Origin of the sequence: Pseudomonas sp. B23(2017), from assembly GCF_002113725.1 — a bacterium.
Lineage (GTDB): Bacteria > Pseudomonadota > Gammaproteobacteria > Pseudomonadales > Pseudomonadaceae > Aquipseudomonas > Aquipseudomonas putida_Z.
Window position 1 is genome coordinate 312,734 of record NZ_NEJM01000003.1, and the last position, 20,837, is coordinate 333,570.

Annotated in this window: 22 protein-coding genes and 1 other RNA gene; 9 read left to right on the forward strand and 14 right to left on the reverse strand. The window is 62.8% G+C overall.

Annotation, left to right across the window (positions count from 1 at the left end; translation table 11 throughout):
• Positions 1-6: 6 nt before the first annotated feature.
• Together rnpB and rsmI are read right to left on the reverse strand one after the other, a co-directional pair.
• Positions 7-366: RNase P RNA component class A (gene rnpB / locus CAG46_RS07140), an RNA gene on the reverse strand.
• A 67-nt stretch (positions 367-433) separates the two neighbouring features.
• Positions 434-1,309: a 16S rRNA (cytidine(1402)-2'-O)-methyltransferase gene (rsmI, locus tag CAG46_RS07145; protein WP_043935900.1), complete on the reverse strand. Its 876-nt coding sequence runs from the start codon at positions 1,307-1,309 to the stop codon at positions 434-436.
• 186 nt (positions 1,310-1,495) lie between these two features.
• Here rsmI and CAG46_RS07150 point away from each other — a divergent pair, with 186 nt between their 5' ends.
• The 5 genes from CAG46_RS07150 (at position 1,496) to CAG46_RS07170 (ending at position 5,321) form a co-directional block, all read left to right on the forward strand.
• Positions 1,496-3,313, forward strand: coding sequence for a penicillin-binding protein activator (locus CAG46_RS07150; protein WP_085614297.1), 1,818 nt, complete (start codon positions 1,496-1,498; stop codon positions 3,311-3,313).
• Entirely contained in the window at positions 3,313-3,684 is a 372-nt protein-coding gene (locus CAG46_RS07155; RefSeq protein ID WP_085614298.1) for a YraN family protein, read from the forward strand. The genes CAG46_RS07150 and CAG46_RS07155 overlap by 1 nt, the downstream gene beginning before the upstream one ends.
• 86 nt (positions 3,685-3,770) lie before the next feature.
• Positions 3,771-4,364, forward strand: a complete 594-nt coding sequence (locus tag CAG46_RS07160) for a phosphoheptose isomerase (RefSeq protein ID WP_012274070.1) — start codon at positions 3,771-3,773, stop codon at positions 4,362-4,364.
• Complete coding sequence (locus CAG46_RS07165) at positions 4,361-4,939, forward strand: BON domain-containing protein (RefSeq protein ID WP_015271720.1); 579 nt, start codon at positions 4,361-4,363, stop codon at positions 4,937-4,939. The genes CAG46_RS07160 and CAG46_RS07165 overlap by 4 nt, the downstream gene beginning before the upstream one ends.
• Positions 4,940-5,102: 163 nt before the next feature.
• Positions 5,103-5,321, forward strand: a complete 219-nt coding sequence (locus CAG46_RS07170) for a YgdI/YgdR family lipoprotein (protein WP_085614299.1) — start codon at positions 5,103-5,105, stop codon at positions 5,319-5,321.
• Positions 5,322-5,369: 48 nt separating this feature from the next.
• Here the strand turns inward: CAG46_RS07170 and CAG46_RS07175 are convergent, their stop codons facing one another.
• The 7 genes from CAG46_RS07175 to rplM all read right to left on the reverse strand — a co-directional run bounded on the left by CAG46_RS07175 (position 5,370) and on the right by rplM (position 10,234).
• The gene (locus CAG46_RS07175) at positions 5,370-5,801 is read right to left on the reverse strand and encodes a ClpXP protease specificity-enhancing factor (RefSeq protein ID WP_025340557.1); all 432 of its coding nucleotides are present in this window, start codon (positions 5,799-5,801) and stop codon (positions 5,370-5,372) included.
• Between the two features lie 10 nt (positions 5,802-5,811).
• A complete protein-coding gene (locus CAG46_RS07180; RefSeq protein ID WP_075046271.1) occupies positions 5,812-6,435 on the reverse strand; it encodes a glutathione S-transferase N-terminal domain-containing protein in 624 nt (207 codons plus the stop codon).
• 117 nt (positions 6,436-6,552) lie between these two features.
• Positions 6,553-7,332: a cytochrome c1 gene (locus CAG46_RS07185; protein WP_085614300.1), complete on the reverse strand. Its 780-nt coding sequence runs from the start codon at positions 7,330-7,332 to the stop codon at positions 6,553-6,555.
• Positions 7,332-8,543 (reverse strand): cytochrome bc complex cytochrome b subunit, encoded by a 1,212-nt coding sequence (locus tag CAG46_RS07190; RefSeq protein WP_025340560.1) that lies wholly within the window; start codon positions 8,541-8,543, stop codon positions 7,332-7,334. The genes CAG46_RS07185 and CAG46_RS07190 overlap by 1 nt, the downstream gene beginning before the upstream one ends.
• Positions 8,543-9,136 carry a ubiquinol-cytochrome c reductase iron-sulfur subunit gene (gene petA / locus CAG46_RS07195; RefSeq protein WP_015271723.1) on the reverse strand — a complete coding sequence of 198 codons (594 nt, stop codon included), beginning with the start codon at positions 9,134-9,136 and terminating at the stop codon, positions 8,543-8,545. Before petA ends, CAG46_RS07190 begins: the two co-directional genes overlap by 1 nt.
• 262 nt (positions 9,137-9,398) lie before the next feature.
• The gene (gene rpsI / locus CAG46_RS07200) at positions 9,399-9,791 is read right to left on the reverse strand and encodes a 30S ribosomal protein S9 (RefSeq protein WP_003260797.1); all 393 of its coding nucleotides are present in this window, start codon (positions 9,789-9,791) and stop codon (positions 9,399-9,401) included.
• A 14-nt stretch (positions 9,792-9,805) separates the two neighbouring features.
• Positions 9,806-10,234, reverse strand: a complete 429-nt coding sequence (gene rplM / locus CAG46_RS07205) for a 50S ribosomal protein L13 (RefSeq protein ID WP_003260798.1) — start codon at positions 10,232-10,234, stop codon at positions 9,806-9,808.
• 257 nt (positions 10,235-10,491) lie between these two features.
• On the opposite strand from rplM, the gene CAG46_RS07210 reads away from it, so the two are divergent.
• Both CAG46_RS07210 and CAG46_RS07215 read left to right on the forward strand, forming a co-directional pair.
• On the forward strand, positions 10,492-11,532 hold the full coding sequence (locus CAG46_RS07210; RefSeq protein ID WP_023662822.1) for an NADP(H)-dependent aldo-keto reductase: 1,041 nt from the start codon (positions 10,492-10,494) through the stop codon (positions 11,530-11,532).
• A gap of 288 nt (positions 11,533-11,820) precedes the next feature.
• Positions 11,821-12,741, forward strand: coding sequence for a GlxA family transcriptional regulator (locus tag CAG46_RS07215; protein ID WP_075047039.1), 921 nt, complete (start codon positions 11,821-11,823; stop codon positions 12,739-12,741).
• A 116-nt stretch (positions 12,742-12,857) separates the two neighbouring features.
• Here CAG46_RS07215 and zapE read toward each other — a convergent pair whose 3' ends face one another.
• The 3 genes from zapE to CAG46_RS07230 form a co-directional block, all read right to left on the reverse strand.
• The gene (gene zapE / locus CAG46_RS07220; protein WP_025340562.1) at positions 12,858-13,952 is read right to left on the reverse strand and encodes a cell division protein ZapE; all 1,095 of its coding nucleotides are present in this window, start codon (positions 13,950-13,952) and stop codon (positions 12,858-12,860) included.
• A gap of 164 nt (positions 13,953-14,116) precedes the next feature.
• On the reverse strand, positions 14,117-15,466 hold the full coding sequence (locus tag CAG46_RS07225) for a tryptophan--tRNA ligase (protein WP_085614301.1): 1,350 nt from the start codon (positions 15,464-15,466) through the stop codon (positions 14,117-14,119).
• Between the two features lie 25 nt (positions 15,467-15,491).
• Positions 15,492-16,127 carry an alpha/beta hydrolase gene (locus tag CAG46_RS07230; RefSeq protein WP_085614302.1) on the reverse strand — a complete coding sequence of 212 codons (636 nt, stop codon included), beginning with the start codon at positions 16,125-16,127 and terminating at the stop codon, positions 15,492-15,494.
• Positions 16,128-16,262: 135 nt separating this feature from the next.
• Between CAG46_RS07230 and CAG46_RS07235 the strand changes: the two genes are divergently transcribed.
• A complete protein-coding gene (locus tag CAG46_RS07235; protein WP_025340565.1) occupies positions 16,263-16,700 on the forward strand; it encodes a YhcB family protein in 438 nt (145 codons plus the stop codon).
• A gap of 162 nt (positions 16,701-16,862) precedes the next feature.
• On the opposite strand, the gene CAG46_RS07240 is transcribed toward CAG46_RS07235, so the two are convergent.
• On the reverse strand, positions 16,863-18,059 hold the full coding sequence (locus CAG46_RS07240; RefSeq protein ID WP_085614303.1) for a methionine gamma-lyase: 1,197 nt from the start codon (positions 18,057-18,059) through the stop codon (positions 16,863-16,865).
• A gap of 127 nt (positions 18,060-18,186) precedes the next feature.
• Between CAG46_RS07240 and CAG46_RS07245 the strand changes: the two genes are divergently transcribed.
• A complete protein-coding gene (locus CAG46_RS07245; RefSeq protein ID WP_016498026.1) occupies positions 18,187-18,666 on the forward strand; it encodes an Lrp/AsnC family transcriptional regulator in 480 nt (159 codons plus the stop codon).
• Between the two features lie 260 nt (positions 18,667-18,926).
• On the opposite strand, the gene cysN is transcribed toward CAG46_RS07245, so the two are convergent.
• Complete coding sequence (cysN, locus tag CAG46_RS07250; RefSeq protein ID WP_085592155.1) at positions 18,927-20,828, reverse strand: sulfate adenylyltransferase subunit CysN; 1,902 nt, start codon at positions 20,826-20,828, stop codon at positions 18,927-18,929.
• Positions 20,829-20,837 lie beyond the last annotated feature (9 nt).

Consider the following 20,837-nt stretch of genomic DNA (forward strand, 5'->3'; position numbering starts at 1 on the left):
GGAAAGGTGGAGAGTCGATCTGTAAGCCGGGTTTTGTCGAGGACAGTCATTCCTCTACGACGGCCATCGCTGGACGCCTCTAGCAACCTACCCGGTTCCGACGCGGGCCACGCCTGATGGAACCCTATTTGGTCTTGCTCCGAGTGGGGTTTACCTAGCCACGAACTGTTGCCAGCCGTGCGGTGCGCTCTTACCGCACCTTTTCACCCTTACCGGCACCGAAGTGCTTAGGCGGTTATTTTCTGTGGCACTTTCCGTAGGCTCGCGCCTCCCAGGCGTTACCTGGCACTCTGCCCTATGGAGCCCGGACTTTCCTCCCCCTGCTGTTGCGGAACAAAAGCAGGCAGCGACTGTCCGATCGACTCTCCGCCGCCAAGATTAACGGCACGCGCGCCCGAGAACAAGCAATACCGACATCTATATCAATTTGCCACTACTCGGCTTTCTGCTTTTCCAGGGCCAGTTGGTACAGCAGGTTCTTGCGCACCCCGGTAATTTCCGCGGCCAGCGCCGCCGCCCGCTTGAGTGGCAACTCGGCCAGCAGCAGGTCGAGCACCCGCTGCGCCTCGGCACTGATCGCCTGCTCGCCCTCCGGCGCACTCCAGCCACCGACCAGCACCACGCACTCACCGCGCTGCTGGTTGCTGTCGCCGGCAACGAACGCGCGCAGCTCGGCCAGGGGCAGGCCCTTGAGGGTCTCGAAGGTCTTGGTCAGCTCGCGCGCCAAAAGCGCCGGGCGCTCGCCACCGAACACCGCCTCCATGTCCTCGAGGCATTCCAGGATACGGTGCGGGGCCTCATAGAAGATCAGCGTGCGCGGCTCTTCCTTTACCTGCTCCAGGCGCGCCCGGCGCCCCGCTGCCTTGGCCGGCAGGAAGCCTTCGAAGATGAAGCGGTCCGAAGGCAGGCCGGCCGCCGACAGCGCGGCGATCAGAGCGCAGGCGCCCGGCACCGGCACCACGTTCACACCCGCAGCCCGCGCCTGGCGCACCAGGTGGTACCCCGGGTCGGAAATCAGCGGCGTGCCGGCATCGGAGACCAACGCCACATTCTCACCCGCCAGCAGCTTGGTGAGAAAACGCCCGCCCTCGTCACGCTCGTTGTGCTCATGGCAGGCCGCCAGCGGCGTGTCGATGCCGAAGTGCTGCAGCAGGCGGATCGAATGACGGGTATCTTCCGCCGCGATCAGGGCCACGTCCGCCAGCACCTTCAGCGCCCGGGCGCTCATGTCGTCGAGGTTGCCGATGGGGGTTGCGACCACATACAGCGTCCCCACGGTGGATTTCGAAGCCCCTGCCACATCAGTCACTGCGCACACCTGTCGTTCGGATCAAAGGCGCCATTGTAGCCCGAGCGCCTGCAACAGGGCGCAAAGAACTTCGCCGACGACCGATGGCAGGCCTCCTATAGTGAAGGATCGATACGGCAACATCGCGCCCCGGCCAGCGCTTGGGTACAATTGCCGGCCACCTTGATCGAGTAACAGGACCTTTACATGATCGCTTGCCTGCGGCTGTTCACAGCCCTCTGCCTTGCTGCCTTGCTGGCAGCCTGCGCCAGCTCGCCCTCATCCAGCCTGGGCGAACTGCCACGCACCCCGGACGCCAGCATCGAGCAACTGCTCGAGAAGGCTGCTTCCAGCAAGTCCGCGGAAGACGCCGCCCTGCTGCGCCTGAGCGCAGCCGACCTGGCCTACAAGCAGAAGGATTTCCCACGCGCCGCACGCATCCTCGAGCAGGTGCCGCTGGACACCCTCAAGCCGGCGCAGCAAGTGTTCGCCAGCACCCTCGGTGCCGAGCTGGCCATGAGCCGCAACCAGCCCAAGGCTGCCCTGACCGCCCTGGCCCACCCGAGCCTGCAGCGCGTCGCCGAACTGCCGGAAGAACAGCAAGCGCGCACCTACAGCGTGCACGCGGCCGCCCTCGAAGCCGATGGCCAGGCCCTGGCCGCCGCGCAACAGCGCGTGCTGCTGACCCCGCTGCTCAGCGGCCAGGCCGCCAGCGCCAACAATGACGCCATCTGGGCACTGGTCGCCTCGCTGCCGGCAGAGCAACTGCAGCAGCCTGGCAACGACCAGACCCTGGCCGGCTGGACCAGCCTGGCCTTCGCGGTAAAAAGCGCCGGCACCCTGGAACAGCAGCAAGCGGCTATCGACGCCTGGGTCAAGCAGCACCCGGACCACCCGGCTGCCCAGCAACTGCCGCTGGCACTGACCAAGCTCAAGGAGCTGGCCAGCCAGCCGCTGACCAAGATTGCCCTGCTGCTGCCTCAGGAAGGCCCGCTGGCCGGTGTTGCCCGCGCCCTGCGTGACGGCTTCATGGCTGCGCACTTCCAGGCCCAGCAAGCCGGCCAGCAGGCGCCAGCCGTGCAGGTATTCGACAGCTCGCGCATCGGTTCGCTCGACGACTTCTATCGTCAGGCCCAGGCCGCAGGCGTACAGCTGGTCATCGGCCCGCTGGAAAAACCGCTGGTCAAGCAACTGGCTGCCAAGCCACAACTGCCGATCACCACCCTGGCCCTGAACTACGCCGACGCCGGCCAGAAATCGCCGCCGCAGCTGTTCCAGTTCGGCCTGGCTGCCGAAGACGAAGCCCGTGAAGTGGCCCGCCGCGCCCGCGCCGATGGCATGGTCCGCGCCGTGGCCCTGGTGCCGAGCGGCGAATGGGGCGACCGCGTGCTTGCCGCCTTCCGCCAGGACTGGGAAGGCAACGGTGGCACCCTGCTCGCCGCCGAGCGCATCGCCCAGCCGGTCGCACTGGCCCAGCAGATTGCCGACCTGTTCCAGCTGCGCCAGAGCGAAGGCCGCGCCAAGAGCCTGCAGAGCACGGTAGGTGGCAGCATCGCCGCGCAGCCGTCGCGCCGCCAGGACATCGACTTCATCTTCCTCGCCTCGACCCCGCAACAGGCCCAGCAGATCAAGCCGACCCTGAACTTCCAGTACGCCGGTGACGTACCGGTCTACGCCACCTCGAACCTGTACAGCGCCAGTGGTGACGTCAACCAGTACAACGACATGAACGGTATCCGCTTCTGCGAAACCCCGTGGCTGCTCGATACCAGCAACAGCCTGCGCCAGCAGGTCGTGCAGCAGTGGCCGCAAGCCGCCGGCAGCCTGGGCCGCCTGTATGCCATGGGCGTCGACGCCTACAGCCTGGCGCCGCGCCTGGGCCAACTGAAAGCGCTGCCGGACAACCGCGTACTGGGCCTTTCGGGCAGCCTGAGCATGAACGCCAACCAGCGTGTCGAGCGCCAGCTGCCTTGGGCCGAGTTCGTCGGCGGCCAGGTCCAGCGCCTGCCTGACACCGCCCGCTGATGGCAGCAGCGTCACCCACCAGCGCCGGGCAGGCAGCGGAAACCCAGGCCCTTGAATACCTTCAAGGGCAGGGCCTGCAACTGCTGGCGCGCAACTGGCGATGCAAAGGCGGTGAGCTTGATCTGGTCATGCTCGACGCCGATACAGTAGTATTCGTCGAAGTCCGCTACCGGTTGCACGCGGGCTTCGGTGGCGCCCTCGGCAGTATCGACGGGCGCAAGCAGAAACGGTTGGTGCTCGCCGCCAGCCTGTTCCTGCAGAAGGAGCCCCGCTGGGGCAACCACCCCTGCCGCTTCGACGTAGTCGCCCTGCAGGGCAGCCACCATGCAGGCAGACCGCTTCAATGGCTGAAAAACGCCTTCGAATGCTGAACCCACTCCGATTTTTTTGCTCTATGTTTCGCGGGCTGGTCGTTGTTGCGCGTAGCAAAGGCCACCGCCCCACTTAAGGTCACCAGATGGACATGCAATCCCGAATTCGCCGGCTGTTCCAGGCCAGCATCGATACCAAGCAACAGGCAATGGACATCCTGGCACCGCACATCGAGCAGGCCAGCCTGGTCATGGTCAATGCACTGCTCAACGAGGGCAAGATGCTCGCCTGCGGCAACGGCGGCTCGGCCGGCGATGCCCAGCACTTTTCCTCGGAGCTGCTCAACCGCTTCGAGCGCGAACGCCCGAGCCTGCCGGCCATCGCGCTGACCACCGACAGCTCGACCCTGACCTCGATCGCCAACGACTACAGCTACAACGAAGTCTTTTCCAAGCAGATCCGCGCGCTGGGCCAGCCCGGTGACGTTCTGCTGGCGATCTCCACCAGCGGCAACTCGGCCAACGTGATCCAGGCGATCCAGGCCGCACATGACCGCGAAATGATTGTCGTAGCATTGACGGGTCGCGATGGCGGCGGCATGGCTTCGTTGCTGCTGCCCGAAGACGTGGAAATCCGCGTACCTTCGACGGTTACCGCGCGCATCCAGGAAGTCCACCTGCTGGCGATCCACTGCCTGTGTGATCTGATCGACAGCCAACTGTTCGGGAGTGAAGAATGACCCCTATGCGCCTCGGCCTTATGGCCCTGACCCTGTGCCTGAGCGTCACTGGTTGCAGCTCGGTACTGACCTCTACCCGCAATTCGCCGATCGAGGACGATCGCGGCACGCGCACCATCGGCAGCAAGATCGACGATTCGCTGATCGAAACCAAGGCCTCGGTCAACATTGCCAAGGCCAGCCCTGACCTGGACAAAGGTTCGCACATCGTTGTCAGCAGCTACAACGGCATCGTCCTGCTGGCCGGCCAGACCCCGCGCGCCGACCTCAAGAGCCTTGCCGAGCAGACTGCCAGCCAGGTACAGCGGGTCAAGAAAGTGCACAACGAGCTGCAGGTGATGCAGCCCTCCTCCATCCTGGCGCGCAACAACGACGCCTGGCTGACCACCAAGATCAAGACCCAGATGCTGACCGACAATGCCGTGCCCAGCTCGCGCATCAAGGTGATTACCGAGAACGGCATCGTCTACCTGCTCGGCCTGGTGACCCAGCAGGAGGCCAACTCGGCCACTGCCGTGGTACAGGGCGTTTCGGGTGTGCAGAAGATCGTCAAACTGTTCGAGTACATCGACTGATTCACTGATTGTCTGCGCCGGCCTCTTCGCGGGTAAACCCGCTCCCACAGGGATCTCACAGCCTTCGAGGCTTGTTGTGTTCCTGTGGGAGCGGGTTTACCCGCGAAAAGGCCAGCACAGGCGACAACACTGCCCCACCTTTCAGAAATCCAGGAAACACCGCATGAAAAAGCTTCTGCTGCCTGCCCTGCTGTTCGGCACTTTCGCCACCTTGGCCGGCTGCTCCACACCAAGCCTGATCACCCTAAACGATGGTCGTGAAATCCAGGCAGTCGACGCACCGGAATTCGACCGCGACGCCGGCTTCTACGAGTTCCAGCAACTCGACGGCAAGCGTACCCGCATCAACAAGGACCAGGTACGCACCATCAGCGACCTGTAAGCCAGGGCTGGTAAAGAAAAAGGCGATCCGGTTGGATCGCCTTTTTTGTTACTTGACCACTTTCAGGCTTGGCCGGCCAGTCGGGCGTGGCGGCTGGCCACCACCTTCTGGTGGGCCATTGTCATCCGGCTGTACATCATCATCTTCCGGCTCATCGTCATCCATCACGGGCGGCTCCAGCTCGAAGACCATACCCTGGCCATTTTCGCGGGCATAGATACCCAGGATGGCGCCAACCGGCACGTACAGCGAGTGAGCCACGCCACCGAAGCGGCCCTCGAAGCTGACCGCGTCGTTGTCCATGTGCAGGCTGCGCACGGCACTTGGCGAGATGTTCAACACGATCTGGCCATCACTGGCGAAACCATCCGGCACCTGGACCTTCGGAAATTCGGCATTGACCAGCATATGGGGCGTGCAATCGTTGTCGACGATCCACTCGTACAGTGCTCGAACCAGATAGGGGCGACTGGAGTTCATCAACGGCTCCTTAAAGCTTGCGCATTTCACGTTCTACAGAGGACAGGCTCGCCTGGAAAGGCTCGCGGGCGAACTGCCGCTCCATGTAATCCAGCAGCGGCTTGGCTTGCCGCGGCAACTCGATACCCAACACCGGCAGACGCCAGAGTATGGGCAGTAGACAACAATCGACCAGGCTTTGCTCCTCACTCATGAAGCAGGCGAACTCGCCGAACAACGGCGAGACTCCGGTCAGGCTTTCACGCAACGCCTTGCGCGCTTCGGCTCGGGCAGCCTCGCTGCTGCGCGGGTCGAGCACGGTATCGGCCAGGGAGCACCAGTCGCGCTGGATGCGATGCATCAGCAAGCGGCTGTTGCCCCGCGCAACCGGGTACACCGGCATCAGCGGCGGATGCGGATAACGCTCCTCGAGGTATTCCATCACCACGGTCGATTCATACAGCGCCAGGTCACGGTCGACCAGGGTCGGCACGCTGCCGTAAGGGTTCACCTCGACCAGCTTGGGCGGCAGGCGGCCGGGGTCGACATCGATGACCTGCACGCTGATACCCTTCTCGGCCAGCACGAGGCGTACCCGATGAGAATAGTGATCAGCGGGGTCGGAATAGCAGGCTAACCTGTTGGTTGCGCCCATGTAGCGCCTCCTCGCACGGGATGCTTGTGAAACTGTAAATGAAAACGCGCCCGTGGTGACCTGGCAGATCTGCCAGGCCACCACGGGCGCGTTCAACAACCAGAAACTACTGCGTGATCAGTGCACGTCCTTCCAGTATTCACGCTTGAGCAAGTAGGCGAATACGAAGAAGAAAGCCAGGTACAGCAACACGTAGGTACCGATGCGCTGGCTTTCCAGTTTGACCGGGTTGGCCGAATAGGCCAGGAAGGTCACCAGGTTCTTGACCTTCTCGTCGAACTGCTCGGTCGTCAGGGTACCGGAATTCGGCGTAATGGTCAGCTGGTCGCAGGCTTCATGGGTGATCGGGGCGCCGGTCAACGGGTCGAATTGCTTCTTGCCATCGGTCACGGTCTGCACCTGTTTGCAGCCGACGTACTGGTTGCCCTGCAGGCCAACCAGCACGTTTGGCATGCCAACGTTCGGGAACACCTTGTTGTTCACCCCATAAGGCCGCGACGGGTCTTCATAGAAGCTGCGCAGGTAGGTGTACAGCCAGTCGGTGCCACGCACCCGCGCCACCAGGGTCAGGTCTGGCGGTGCGGCGCCGAACCAGGTCTTGGCGTCACTGGGCTTCATGCCGATCTGCATGTGGTCACCGATCTTGGCACCGGTGAACACCAGCTTCTCGAGCATCAGCTCGTGGGGGATGCCAAGGTCATCGGCCACCCGCTCGTAACGCTGGAACTTGGCACTGTGGCAACCCATGCAATAGTTGGCAAAGGTACGCGCACCGTCCTGCATGGCGGCCTTGTCGCCCAGGTCGATGTCGACCTTGTCCAGCTCCAGGCCCGTTTCGGCCGCGAAGGAAAAGGCAGGCATCACTGCCAGCAAAAATACTGCAATCAACTTTTTCATCAGCCAGTCACCCTTTCCGGAACCGGTTTGGTCTTCTCGAGCCTTGTGTAGAACGGCATCAGCAGGAAGTAGGCGAAGTACAACACCGTGCACACCTGCGACAGCAAGGTACGCCCAGGTGTCGGCGCCAGTACGCCCAGCACGCCGAGGATGACGAAGGCCACGCAGAACACCAGCAGGAAGAGCTTGCTGATCCAGCCCTTGTAGCGCATGGAGCGCACCGGGCTGCGGTCGAGCCAGGGCAGCACGAACAGCACGGCAATGGCCGCACCCATGGCGATGACGCCCATCAGTTTGTCAGGCACCGCACGCAGGATCGCGTAGAACGGCGTGAAGTACCACACAGGCGCAATGTGCTCGGGGGTCTTGAAGGCGTTCGCCTGCTCGAAGTTAGGTTTCTCCAGGAAGTAACCGCCCATTTCCGGGAAGAAGAACACCACGGCGCAGAACACGAACAGGAACACCACCACGCCGACAATGTCCTTGACGGTGTAGTACGGGTGGAACGGGATACCATCCAGCGGGATACCGTTCTCGTCCTTTTTCTTCTTGATGTCGACGCCATCGGGGTTGTTCGAACCCACTTCGTGAAGGGCGAGGATGTGCAGCACCACCAGGCCGAGAATCACGATCGGCAGGGCGACCACGTGCAGGGCGAAGAAGCGGTTCAGGGTGATACCCGAGATCAGGTAGTCACCGCGGATCCACTGGGTGAGGTCGCCACCGATCACCGGAATGGCACCGAACAGCGAGATGATCACCTGGGCACCCCAGTACGACATCTGACCCCACGGCAGCAGATAGCCCATGAAGGCTTCGGCCATCAGCGCCAGGTAGATCAGCATGCCGAACAGCCACACCAGTTCACGCGGCTTCTGGTAGGAGCCGTAGAGCAGGCCGCGGAACATGTGCAGGTAGACCACGATGAAGAACGCCGATGCACCGGTGGAGTGCAGATAGCGCAGGATCCAGCCGTATTCCACGTCACGCATGATGTACTCGACCGAGGCGAACGCCTCTTCCGCCGAGGGCGTGAAGCTCATGGTCAGCCACACACCGGTGACGATCTGGTTGACCAGCACCAGCAGCGCCAGGGAGCCGAAGAAGTACAGGAAGTTGAAGTTCTTGGGCGCGTAATACTTGCTCAGGTGGTCTTCCCACATCTTGGTGGCGGGGAAGCGAGCATCAATCCAGTCCATGAACTTGCTCATCATGCGTTCTCCTGGTCAACGCCGATGACGACGATCTCGTCCGACTCGTAAGAGTGCGGTGGCACGGGCAGGTTGAGAGGTGCCGGCTGCGACTTGTAGACACGGCCGGCCAGGTCGTAGTGGGAGCCGTGGCACGGGCAGAAATAGCCACCGACCCATTTCGGGCCAAGGTCGGCGGGCGCGACTTCCGGACGGAAGGTGGGCGAGCAGCCCAGGTGTGTGCACAGGCCGACAAGGATGAGGATTTCCGGCTTGATCGAACGAACCTGCGGGTCGACGTAGGTGGGCTGTACCGAGGCCTTGGACTCGGGGTCAGCCAGGTCACCGACGACCTTTTTCAGGTTACCGAGGATCTCGTCCGTTCGCCGCACGATGAACACCGGCTGGCCACGCCACTCGGCCACCATCTGCTGCCCGGCCTCGACCTTGGCGATATTGACCTTCACCGGTGCACCCGCGGCTTTCGCCTTGGCACTGGGAAACCATGACCCCACGAACGGTACCGCAGCCCCCACTGCCCCCGCTGCCCCGACTACAGATGTCGCGGCTACGAGGAAGCGGCGCCGGCCTGCGTTGACGCCGTCATTGCTCATTCAGTCCTCTCCCATCAGCTTGCTTGGCCAGTTGGACCTGGCCTGTACTTAGGTAATGTCTGTGGCACTAAAAATTGGCCGCCATGGTAAGAAACAAATCCACACACTGACAAGGTGATTACCCGGGGAACGGGCTACAACCCTCGCTTTGCTTGATCTGCGTCTATGCGGCAAGTCGTCACCGACATGCTGACAGGTTAGTTCAAGACATAAAAAAAGCCCGGTTCCAAGGAACCGGGCTTTTTCGACTGCCGAAGCGGTATTAACGCTTGGAGTACTGAGGACGCTTACGCGCTTTACGCAGACCCACTTTCTTACGCTCAACTTCACGAGCGTCGCGGGTGACGTAGCCAGCACGACGCAGAGCGCCACGCAGGGTTTCGTCGTATTCCATCAGAGCGCGGGTGATACCGTGACGGATCGCACCGGCTTGACCGCTGACACCACCACCGGAAACGGTGACGTAGATGTCGAACTTCTCGACGGTTTCGGTCAGCTCGAGCGGCTGACGAACAACCATGCGAGCGGTTTCGCGACCGAAGAACACGTCCAGAGAACGGTTGTTGATGGAAATGTTACCAGTACCCGGACGCAGGAATACGCGAGCGGTTGCGGTCTTGCGACGGCCAGTGCCGTAGTTTTGAGTCGCCGACATAATGAACTATCCCGTTAGATCTTCAGTTCTTGAGGCTGCTGAGCAGTGTGTGGGTGAGCAGCACCCGCGTACACTTTCAGCTTGCGGTACATGTCGCGACCCAGCGGGTTCTTCGGCAGCATGCCTTTGACCGCAGTTTCGATAACACGCTCAGGGGCCTTGGCGATCAACTTCTCGAAGTTGATTTCCTTGATACCGCCCGGGAAACCGGAGTGGGAGTAGTACATCTTGTCGGAAGACTTGGCACCAGTCACACGAACCTGCTCGGCGTTGATGACGACGATGTAGTCGCCGGTGTCAACGTGAGGGGTGTATTCTGGTTTGTGTTTGCCACGCAGACGGCTAGCGATTTCGGTAGCCAGACGACCCAGGGTCTGGCCAGCGGCGTCGACTACGAACCACTCGCGCTTTACTGTTTCCGGTTTAGCAGTAAAAGTTTTCATTCTCTAAAGCCTCAGAGGCCGCCCAGCGAAAAATAGACGGCGAATCTTACTGGATAGTGCACAGCTTGCCAAGGGCAAGCGCGCAGCCGAACGCTGACGCTTTTGGGGGCTCGGGTCAGGCACGCCAATGTTCGACGGGGTTCTTCCTGCGTGGTGGTGCATCACTTCCGCCACACGGAGAGGGGCCGAATTATCCAGATTGCGCGAAAAATTTCAACCTGCTTTGATGGGCTTCTTTGTCAAGGAGTGTCTACCCGATGGAATACCGCCAGCTCGGCCGTACCGACCTCAATGTCAGCGCCCTGTGCCTGGGCACCATGACCTGGGGCGAGCAGAACGTCCAGGCCGAGGCCTTCGAGCAGATTGCCCGGGCCAAGGCCGCCGGGGTCAACTTCATCGACACCGCCGAGATGTACCCGGTGCCGCCCCGCCCCGAAACCTACGCCGCCACCGAGCGCATCATCGGCAACTGGTTCCGCGCCAATGGCGATCGCGACGACTGGGTGCTGGCCAGCAAGGTCGCCGGCCCCGGCAACGGCATCAGCCACATCCGCGACGGCCAGCTCAAGCACAACCGCCAGCACATCGTCGCCGCGCTGGACGAGAGCCTCAAGCGCCTGCAGACCGACCGCATCGACCTGTACCAGCTGCACTGGCCCGAGCGCAGCACCAACTTCTTCGGCAAGCTGGGCTACCAGCACCTGCCACAGGACCACTTCACCCCGCTGGAAGAAACCCTCGAAGTGCTCGACGAGCAGGTGCGCGCGGGCAAGATCCGCCACGTCGGCCTGTCCAACGAAACGCCGTGGGGCACCATGAAGTTCCTGCAACTGGCCGAAAGCCGCGGCTGGCCGCGAGCGGTGTCGATCCAGAACCCGTACAACCTGCTCAACCGCAGCTTCGAGGTGGGCCTGGCGGAAGTGGCCATCCGCGAGCAGTGCGGCCTGCTGGCCTATTCGCCGCTGGCGTTCGGCATGCTTTCCGGCAAATACGAGAACGGCGCACGCCCGGAAAACGCACGCCTGACCCTGTTCAGCCGCTTTGCCCGCTACTCCAACCCACAGACCGTGGCGGCCTGCAGCCGCTATGTGCAGCTGGCCCGCGAGCACGGCCTGGACCCCGCGCAGATGGCCCTGGCATTCGTCACTCGGCAGCCGTTCGTGACCAGCAACATCATTGGCGCGACCAGCCTCGAGCAGCTGGACAGCAACCTTGCCAGCCTCGAGCTGAGCCTGAGTGATGAACTGCTGGCGGCGATCGAGGCGATTCACCAGGAGCAACCGAACCCGGCGCCTTGAGCCGAGAGGGGCCGCTTCGCGACCCAATCGCCGGCAAGCCAGCTCCCACAAGGTCCGGCGCGAGCCTGAGGCCTGTGGAGTGCCTGTGGGAGCTGGCTTGCCGGCGATTGGGCTGCAAAGCAGCCCCTGCTTCACGGGCTAGACACAATCGCCAAAAAATAAGACGATCCAGCCGGTGATTGACCACTCTACCCTATAAGAACAATGACAATGATGTTTACCCAACCCTCCGCGTCGCTGCGGCGCGTCAGCATCCTGGCCATTGACAAGGTGTTCGCTTCGACCTTGATGCAGGCCAAGGATTTCTTCCACCTCGCCAGCTTGCGCTACAGCAAGCAGCTGGGCCTGGGCCTTCAGCCCATGTTCGAGATCCGCCTGGTGAGCCCGGACGGCCAGCCCGTGGACAGCTTCAGCAATGTGCAGCTGCCGGTCGAAGGCGGCCTGGACGACGCCGATGTGATCATCCTCCCGGCCTTCTGGGACGACTTCGACAACCTGCTGCAACGTTATCCACAGGTGCTGCCGTGGCTGCGTGAACAGCATGCCCGTGGCGCTGTGCTGTGCGCCGAGGCCAGTGGCGTGTTCTGGCTGGCCGAGTCCGGCCTGCTCGACGGCAAGGAAGCGACCACCTACTGGCGCTTCTTCAACAGCTTTGCCGAACGCTTCCCGAAGATCCGGCTGAACCAGGACAAGCACCTGACCGACGCCGACAACCTGTACTGCGCCGGCGGCACCACCTCGGCCTGCGACCTGTACATCTACCTGATCGAACGCTTCTGTGGCGCCAACGTGGCCCGCGCCGTGTCCCGCGACATCCTCTACGAGGTGCAGCGCAACTACACCCCCGGGCGCATGGGCTTTGGCGGGCAGAAGCTGCACCAGGACCTGATCATCCTGCAGATCCAGCACTGGCTGGAAGAACACTTCGCCGACAAGTTCCGCTTCGAGGACGTGGCCCGCAACCACGGCATGAGCATTCGCAATTTCATGCGCCGCTTCCAGGGCGCGACGGGTGACAAGCCGCTGCACTACCTGCAACGGCTACGGATCGAGACGGCCAAGGGGTTGTTGTCGAGTACGCGCAAGAGCATCAAGACCATCAGCTATGAGGTCGGATATGACGATGCCAGTTTCTTTGCGCGGCTGTTCCGTCAGCACACCGAGTTGTCGCCGAACCAGTATCGGCAACAGTTCATGCAGGAGGCTTGAGGCCAATGGGGCTGCCTTGCAGCCCATCGCGACACAAGGCCGCTCCTACAGGGAATCGTGTAATCCTGTAGGAGCGGCCTTGTGTCGCGAAAGGGCCGCAAAGCGGCCCCGGATTCTCAGGGCTTGTGCGCCCGCGCCAGAAACTCGTGCGACTGCATCTCCAGCAAGCGGCTCAGGGTACGCTGGAACTCGAAGGCCAAGCGCCCACCGGTATACAAGTCCTTCAGCTCCACCTCGGCCGAGATGATCAGCTTGACGTTGCGGTCGTAGAACTCGTCCACCATGTTGATGAAGCGGCGGGCGATGTCGTCGGTGGTGACACCCATCTGCTCCACGTTGCTCAACAGCACGGCATGGAAGATCTTGCCCAGTTCGATGTAGTCGTTCTGGCTGCGGGGGCCGTCGCACAGGGCGCGGAAGTCGAACCAGGCCACGTCGTCACAGGTAAGCAGGGCATTGATCGGGCGATTCTCGATCATCAGCACGTCGTTCTCGACCGCCTGGGTGCATTCAGGGGTCAGCGCCTTGAAGCTGGCGCGCAGGCTCTGGTGCGCCGCCTCATCGAGCGGGTAGTGGTACAGCTCGGCCTGCTCCAGGTGACGCAGGCGGTAGTCGACCCCGCTGTCGACGTTCACCACCTCGGTGTACTGCTTGATCATGGCGATGGCGGGCAGGAAGCGCGCGCGCTGCAGGCCGTCCTTGTACAGGCCGTCCGGCACGATGTTGGAAGTAGCCACCAGCGATACGCCGTTCTTGAACAACTCTTCCATCAGGGTGCCGAGGATCATCGCGTCGGTAATGTCCGATACGAAGAACTCGTCGAAACAGATGACCTTGGCTTCTTCGCTGAAGCGCTTGGCAATGATGGTCAGCGGGTTCTTCTCGCCCTTGAGGGTTTTCATTTCCTCGTGCACACGCTTCATGAAGCGGTGGAAGTGCGTGCGCATCTTCTGCTTGAACGGCAGCGCCTCGAAGAAGGTATCGACCAGGTAGGTCTTGCCGCGCCCTACCCCACCCCAGAAGTACAGGCCCTTGACCGGGGTCTGCTCCTTCTTGCCGAACAGCTTGCCGAACACGCCCGGCTTGTTGTTCTGCGCGTGCACCAGGTCGTCGTACAGGCGCTGCAGGTGACGCACCGCAGTTTCCTGCGCCGCGTCATGGAAGAAGTCGGGACGTTTCAGATCTGCTTGATATCGTTCTAGGGGCGTCATGATTCGTTAGCGAGGCAACAAAAAACGGGCCGTCACTGTAGCGACAGGCCCGCTTAATGGCAATGCGACTTGCGTCAATATGCCTCATCCAGACCAACTAAGTGCTGGATGGCACCGGCTTTGCCGGTGTTCGCGGGTAAACCCGCTCCTACAGGCGAAATGCCTCAGTCCGGTTGAGGCGCAAGCGCTGCACGCAGGCTTTCAATGGCCGAATCACGGGCTTCGGCGCTGTCGAACTGCGGCCCGTCGGCAACCTGTTCGCCGTTCAGCCACAGGCCGAAGCCCAGGCCTTCGACGCGCACATCCGCCTCGCCACCTTGCTGCAGCTGCTTACTCACGGCGCCGGCGCTCTTGCCGTCGGCAAAGCTGCGCGACAGCAGCAGTTGTTCGCCGTCAGCGGCCAGCAGGCGGAAGCGGAAGCTGCCGTCTTCATCGCGGAAGCTGAGGAAACGCGCGCTCTTGGCGGCCTTCTTCTTCACTTCGGTGCTGGCCTGCACGCTGCTGCGGAACGAACGCAGGCCAACGGCCTCGCGCAGTTGCTCGAGGAATGGCGTGGCGATCTTGCGAGCCTTGGCGGCACCGGCCAACAGGATGTCTTCCAGGTCCGCCGGGCGGGCGATCAGCTGGTGGTAGTACTCGCGCTTCTCGGCCAACTGGCCGTCCAGCAGCTGGAACAGGCGCTGCTTGGCCTCGCCCCAGCCCAGGCCCTGCAGCAGCTCTTCACGGAACTCGGCGCACTGCGCCGGCGTCGAGAAGGCCTGGAACAGGGTGAACAGGTGAGCGTTGTCCGGGTCTTTCGCTTCGCCAGGCGCACGCGAGTCGGTGACGATGCGCGAGATGGCGTCTTTCATCTCCTTGGCGCTGGTGAACAGCGGGATGGTGTTGTCGTAGCTCTTGGACATCTTGCGCCCGTCCAGGCCCGGCAGGGTCGCCACGCTCTCTTCGATCACCGCTTCCGGCAGGGCGAAGAAGTCCTTGCCCTGGCCGAACAGGTGGTTGAAGCGTTGGCCGATGTCGCGGGCCATTTCCACGTGCTGGATCTGGTCACGGCCGACCGGCACCTTGTTGGCGTTGAACATCAGGATGTCCGCGGCCATCAGCACCGGGTAGCTGTACAGGCCCATGGTCACGCCGGCATCCGGGTCTTCGCCGTTTTCCAGGTTCTTGTCCACCGAGGCCTTGTAGGCGTGCGCGCGGTTGAGCAGGCCCTTGGCGCTGACGCAGGTCAGCAGCCAGGTCAGCTCGGGGATTTCCGGGATATCGGACTGGCGGTAGAAGGTCACCTTGTCCGGATCGAGGCCACCGGCCAGCCAGGTGGCGGCGATTTCCAGGCGCGAACGCTGGATACGCAGCGGGTCGTCGCACTTGATCAGAGCGTGGTAGTCGGCCAGGAAATAGAACGAGTCGACACCGGGCTGCTGGCTGGCACGGATCGCCGGGCGGATGGCGCCGGCGTAGTTGCCCAGGTGCGGAGTGCCGGTGGTGGTGATACCGGTAAGAATGCGCGTGGTCATGGGTGTTCGCTTATTCAGGCTTGGCTCAGTTCGAAAGGCGCGGCAGCAGCAGATCCTTCAGATCGGTCAGCTTGCCATGGAAGAAGTGTCCGCATTCTGCCACTTTCAGCAGCTCATGGGGGCGCGACAGGCTGTCGGACCATTCGTAAACCAGCTGCGGGGCGACGACTTCGTCGGCGTCCGGCTGCACCACGGTGATCGGGCAGCGCTGCGGCAGCGGGAAATCCGCCGTCAGGCGCATGACCGCTGGGGCGATCATGAACAACTGCTGCAGCTCTACCCCGGCGGCCTCCAGGCGGCCGGCCAGGCTGGTGGCGACGAAGCCACCGAACGAGAAGCCCATCAGCACCAGCGGCAGGCCCAGATGCTTCTCGCGCAGCCAGGCCGCAGCGGCCTCGGCATCGGCTACCTCGCCAGCGCCCATGTCATGGGTGCCGGCGCTCTGCCCGACGCCACGGTAGTTGAACCGCAAGGTCACGTAGCCGGCGTCGCGGGCGGTGCGTTGCAGGGTCGAGACCACCTTGTTGAGCATGGTGCCACCCTGGACCGGGTTGGGGTGGCAGATCAGCACCGCGCCACGTGCATTGGCCACGTCCAGGTACAAGGCTTCCAGCTGGCCGCTGGGGCCATCGATGAACAAGGGGGTTTCGCGGACAAGCAAGGCACTACTCCGTGACCTCGGGAGGGGTCGATTCGTCTAGGTGAGGAATTCTGTTCTGATTTGCGATCGCTCGCGGTATACAGCGCAGGTCTGAGCCGTTAACGTAAAGCAAAGCCGTTTATAGAGGAAGGACTCGTGGAACTCTCGCTCCTTGTTTGGTTGTTGCCGACCCTGGCCCTGGTCATCGGCGTGGTGGTTGGTTTCGTCGTCGCTCGCCTGCTGCCCAATGCCGCGCCGAGCAGCACCCAGCGTCAGCTGGATGACATCCAGAAGCGTTTCGACAGCTACCAGAACGAAGTGGTCACCCACTTCAACAGCACCGCCGTGCTGGTCAAGAAACTGACCCAGAGCTATCAGGACGTCCAGGATCACCTGGCCGACGGCGCCAATACCCTGGCCCTCGACGACGTGACCCGTCAGCGCCTGCTGGCCGCCCTGCATTCCGAAGGCAGCCAGGGCCCACGTGACCGCCTGACCCCGCCGAAGGACACTGCCGAAGTACCGCGCGACTACGCGCCGAAAGCGCCGAACTCGCCGGGCATGCTTGACGAGAGCTACGGGCTCAAGCGCTGATCTGCCGAACATGAAAAAGGCCTCGCAAGAGGCCTTTTTTGTGGGCTGGATTCACTGGCCTCTTCGCGGGTGAACCCGCTCCCACAGGGTCGGCGCAGGTTTCAAACACTGCGCCTGACCTGTGGGAGCGGGTTTACCCGCGAAGAGGCCGGCCCAGGCAACCTAGCTGCAAGCCTGCAATGCCTGCTCGACATCCGCCAGCAGGTCCTCCACATCCTCCAGCCCCACCGACAGGCGCACCAGCCCCTCCGATATCCCGTGATGCGCCCGCTCCTTCGCGGTATAGCTGGAGTGCGTCATGCTCGCCGGATGCTGCGCCAGCGACTCGGTATCGCCCAGGCTCACCGCACGGGCAAACAGTTGCAGGGCATTCATGAACCTGCGCCCGGCCTCGATACCACCCTTGAGCTCGAAGGCGATCATCCCGCCCGGCAAACGCATCTGCCGCTGCGCCAGCTCGTACTGGGCAAACGACGGCAACCCCGGGTAGTGAATCAGCTCCACCTGCGGCTGCCGGGCCAGAAACTCCGCCACCTGCAGGGCATTGGCGCAATGGCGGTCCATGCGCAGGGCGAGGGTCTTGATCCCGCGCATCAGCAGCGCCGCATCGTGGGGCGACAGCACCGCCCCGGTCATGTCCTTCAGCCCTTCCAGGCGAATGCGGTCGACGAGCGCCTTGCGCCCCACCACCAGCCCGGCAGTGATATCACCGTGGCCACTGAGGTACTTGGTCGCCGAATGCACCACCAGGTCCGCCCCCAGCTCCAGCGGCCGCTGCAGGTAGGGCGTGCAGTAGGTGTTGTCGACCACCACATGCACATCATGCCCGCGCACCGCCTCGGCCACCGCGGCGATATCCACCAGCTGCATGTTGGGGTTGGCCGGCGTTTCGAAGTAGATCATCCGCGTTTTGCTGTTGATCGCCGCTTTCAGGGCCTTGGCGTCGTTCAGGTCGACATGGCGGATCTTCACCCCGAATTCGCCAATGCCATGGTGCAGGAAAGCAAAGGTGCAGCCGTACAAAGTACGCCCGACGATCAGCTCATCGCCGGGGCGCAGCAGGGTCCAGATCGTCGAGGTGATGGCCCCCATGCCCGACGCCAATGCCAACCCCGCCTCGCCGCCCTCCAGCGAGGCCATGCGCTGTTCCAGCAGGGCCAGGGTAGGGTTGGAGATGCGGCTGTAGAAATGCCCCGGCTCCTCCCCGGCGAAGCAGGCAGCGCCGTATTCCACGGTGGGGAAGGCATAGGTAGCGGTCTGGTACACCGGCGGCACCAGGGCGCCACCGTGGGAAAGCGGGTCGTAGCCATGGTGAATGGCCCGCGTGGAAAAACCGGTGTTGTTATGGGAGTCGCGCATGGCAACAGCCTCTTGTGGTTTGCTATAAGCTTATGCCACCGAGCTGCCCGATTTTTTCCAAAATAGCCCACGCATCCAAGTGCTTGCTGGAACAAAAACAATAATTACCGGACCAGGAGGGCAAAACATGCCTTCAAGCCTCGACCGCACCGACCGCGCCCTGCTCGCTGCCCTGCAGGACAACGCCCGCCTCACCGTTGCCGAACTTGCCGACCAGGTAGCCCTGACCACTTCGCCGTGCTGGCGGCGGGTCAAGTTGCTGGAGGACAACGGCTACATCACCGGCTACCAGGCCATCCTCTCGCCCAAGTCGCTGGGGTTTGGCGTGACCGCGTTCGTCAGCATCATGATGGACTCGCACACCAAGGACATGGCGCTGGCGTTCGAGCAGCGGCTGATGGAAATTCCCGAGATTGTCGCCTGCCACAACATCTCCGGGCGCTACGACTTCTTGCTGGAGATTCTGGCGCGGGATCTGGAGTCGTTTGGCGAGTTCACCCGGGAAGTGCTGCAGCGGTTGCCGGGGGTGAAGGAGATCTACTCGAGTTTTTCCTACAAGGCAGTGAAGGAGCGGCGGGTGATACCGGTGTCGGAAAAACACATCTGAACGACATGCACAGTCGATGCGGGAACAACTGCCTTGCTCAAAATCCAAAGCTCGCGCAATCCTTTGTGGGAGCGGCCTTGTGTCGCGAAAGGGCTGCGCAGCAGCCCCAGCAATTTGTGCATCAGTGCTGAGACCCGGGGGCTGCTGTGCAGCCCTTTCGCGACACAAGGCCGCTCCCACAGGAGACACGCGCATGTATGGCGGGCATAGAAACGAAAAACCCCGCCGAAGCGGGGTTTTTCTTGCAGGCAGCCTGGCGCTTAGATCGCACCACGCTGACGCAGCACGTCCAGCACCTGTTTCACACCCTCGTCCACGCTGGTGGCCTGGGTGTCGATCACAAGGTCGGCGTCCAGCGGCACATCGTACGGGAAGCTTTCGCCCGGGATGTTATCGCCACCAGCAGCGTACAAGCCTTGCGGGTCACGCTCACGGCAGGCCAGCGGCGAGGCCTGGACGTAAACGGTCACCAGGCGCTCCTTGCCGATCAACGCCTTGGCCTGTTCACGGCCTTCGGCATCCGGGGCCACGAACGCAGCCAGGGTCAGCAGGCCGGCTTCGTTGAACTGGCGCGCCACGTGGGCGGCGCGGCGCCAGTTTTCGGTACGGCCAGCGCGGTCCTGTGGCAGGCCCTTGTTCAGGTCGTGGCGCAGGTTCTGGCCGTCGAGCACGTACACCGCACGGCCCATATCGAACAGCTTGCGCTCCACGGCGTAGGCCAGGGTGCTCTTGCCAGCGCCGGACAGGCCGCTGAACAGCACGGTCGCAGGCTGCTGGCCGAAGCGCAGGGCGCGCTCTTCGGTGGCCACATGGCACAGCTTGCCATGATGGCCGGTGCTGCCGTGCGGCAGGACTGGCGGGGCGATGATCATGCCGGCGCCGACGGTGCCGTTGGTCAGGCGGTCGATGACGATGAACGCACCGGTGGTGCGGTTGCTGTCGTAACCGTCCAGGGCGATCGAGGCGTCCAGGGACACCTTGACGCGGCCGATCTCGTTCAGCTGCAGCGCGCTGGCAGCGCCCTGCTCCAGGGTGTTCACATCGACCTTGTGGGTGATGCTGGCAATCGAGCCCGGCACGTAGCTCGTGGCGCGCTTGATGTCGTATTTCTTGCCCGGGAGCATCGGCTCCTCGGCCATCCACACCAGCATGGCGTCGAACTGGTCGGTGACCGGCGGGACGTTGTCGGCATGCACCAGCAGGTCGCCACGGGAGATGTCGATCTCGTCTTCCATGGTCAGGGTCACGGCCTGGCCAGGGCCTGCGTTTTCCAGCTCGCCTTCGTAGGTGACGATGGACTTGACGCGGCTGCTCTTGCCCGACGGCAGCACGACGATTTCGTCGCCCTTGTGCACTACGCCGCTGGCGATGGTGCCGGCGAAGCCACGGAAGTTCAGGTTCGGACGGTTGACGTACTGCACCGGGAAGCGCAGGTCGGTGAAGTTGCGGTCGGCCGACACTTCGACGGTTTCGAGGATTTCCATCAGCGTCGGGCCGGCGTACCACGGCGAACGCTCGCTGTGGTTGACCACGTTGTCGCCCTTGAGCGCCGACATCGGCACGAAGTGCAGGCTGCTCGGGGTCAGGTTGATGGCTTCGGCGAACTTCAGGTAGTCGGCCTTGATCGACTCGAAGACGTCCTGATCGAAGCCCTTGAGGTCCATCTTGTTGACCGCGACGACGATGTGCTTGATGCCCAGCAACGAGGCAATGTAGCTGTGGCGGCGGGTCTGGGTCTGCACGCCGTAGCGGGCGTCGACCAGGATGATCGCCAGGTCGCAGGTGGACGCGCCGGTAGCCATGTTGCGGGTGTACTGCTCGTGGCCCGGGGTGTCGGCAATGATGAACTTGCGCTTGGCGGTGGAGAAGTAGCGGTAGGCGACATCGATGGTGATGCCCTGCTCGCGCTCGGCCTGCAGGCCGTCGACCAGCAGTGCCAGGTCGACTTCCTCGCCGGTGGTGCCGACTTTCTTCGAATCACGGGTGATGGCCTCGAGGTGGTCCTCGTAGATCATCTTCGAGTCGTGCAGCAGGCGCCCGATCAGGGTGCTCTTGCCGTCGTCGACGTTGCCGCAGGTCAGAAAGCGCAGCAGTTCCTTGCGCTCGTGCTGGGCCAGGTAGGCGAGGATGTCCTCGCTGATCAGATCAGATTGGTGCGACATGGAGTAACC

What these genes read in the sequence shown, in the direction of transcription:
- CAG46_RS07240 (WP_085614303.1), bottom strand. Translation starts at nt 18,059, where the DNA reads ATGCGCGACTCCCATAACAACACCGGTTTTTCCACGCGGGCCATTCAC.
- cysN (WP_085592155.1), bottom strand. Translation starts at nt 20,828, where the DNA reads ATGTCGCACCAATCTGATCTGATCAGCGAGGACATCCTCGCCTACCTG.
- CAG46_RS07245 (WP_016498026.1), top strand. Translation starts at nt 18,187, where the DNA reads ATGCCTTCAAGCCTCGACCGCACCGACCGCGCCCTGCTCGCTGCCCTG.
- rpsI (WP_003260797.1), bottom strand. Translation starts at nt 9,791, where the DNA reads ATGTCGGCGACTCAAAACTACGGCACTGGCCGTCGCAAGACCGCAACC.
- CAG46_RS07170 (WP_085614299.1), top strand. Translation starts at nt 5,103, where the DNA reads ATGAAAAAGCTTCTGCTGCCTGCCCTGCTGTTCGGCACTTTCGCCACC.
- petA (WP_015271723.1), bottom strand. Translation starts at nt 9,136, where the DNA reads ATGAGCAATGACGGCGTCAACGCAGGCCGGCGCCGCTTCCTCGTAGCC.
- CAG46_RS07180 (WP_075046271.1), bottom strand. Translation starts at nt 6,435, where the DNA reads ATGGGCGCAACCAACAGGTTAGCCTGCTATTCCGACCCCGCTGATCAC.
- rplM (WP_003260798.1), bottom strand. Translation starts at nt 10,234, where the DNA reads ATGAAAACTTTTACTGCTAAACCGGAAACAGTAAAGCGCGAGTGGTTC.
- CAG46_RS07160 (WP_012274070.1), top strand. Translation starts at nt 3,771, where the DNA reads ATGGACATGCAATCCCGAATTCGCCGGCTGTTCCAGGCCAGCATCGAT.
- zapE (WP_025340562.1), bottom strand. Translation starts at nt 13,952, where the DNA reads ATGACGCCCCTAGAACGATATCAAGCAGATCTGAAACGTCCCGACTTC.
- CAG46_RS07175 (WP_025340557.1), bottom strand. Translation starts at nt 5,801, where the DNA reads ATGAACTCCAGTCGCCCCTATCTGGTTCGAGCACTGTACGAGTGGATC.
- CAG46_RS07185 (WP_085614300.1), bottom strand. Translation starts at nt 7,332, where the DNA reads ATGAAAAAGTTGATTGCAGTATTTTTGCTGGCAGTGATGCCTGCCTTT.
- CAG46_RS07225 (WP_085614301.1), bottom strand. Translation starts at nt 15,466, where the DNA reads ATGACCACGCGCATTCTTACCGGTATCACCACCACCGGCACTCCGCAC.
- CAG46_RS07215 (WP_075047039.1), top strand. Translation starts at nt 11,821, where the DNA reads ATGCAGGCCAAGGATTTCTTCCACCTCGCCAGCTTGCGCTACAGCAAG.
- CAG46_RS07190 (WP_025340560.1), bottom strand. Translation starts at nt 8,543, where the DNA reads ATGAGCAAGTTCATGGACTGGATTGATGCTCGCTTCCCCGCCACCAAG.
- CAG46_RS07165 (WP_015271720.1), top strand. Translation starts at nt 4,361, where the DNA reads ATGACCCCTATGCGCCTCGGCCTTATGGCCCTGACCCTGTGCCTGAGC.
- CAG46_RS07150 (WP_085614297.1), top strand. Translation starts at nt 1,496, where the DNA reads ATGATCGCTTGCCTGCGGCTGTTCACAGCCCTCTGCCTTGCTGCCTTG.
- CAG46_RS07210 (WP_023662822.1), top strand. Translation starts at nt 10,492, where the DNA reads ATGGAATACCGCCAGCTCGGCCGTACCGACCTCAATGTCAGCGCCCTG.
- CAG46_RS07155 (WP_085614298.1), top strand. Translation starts at nt 3,313, where the DNA reads ATGGCAGCAGCGTCACCCACCAGCGCCGGGCAGGCAGCGGAAACCCAG.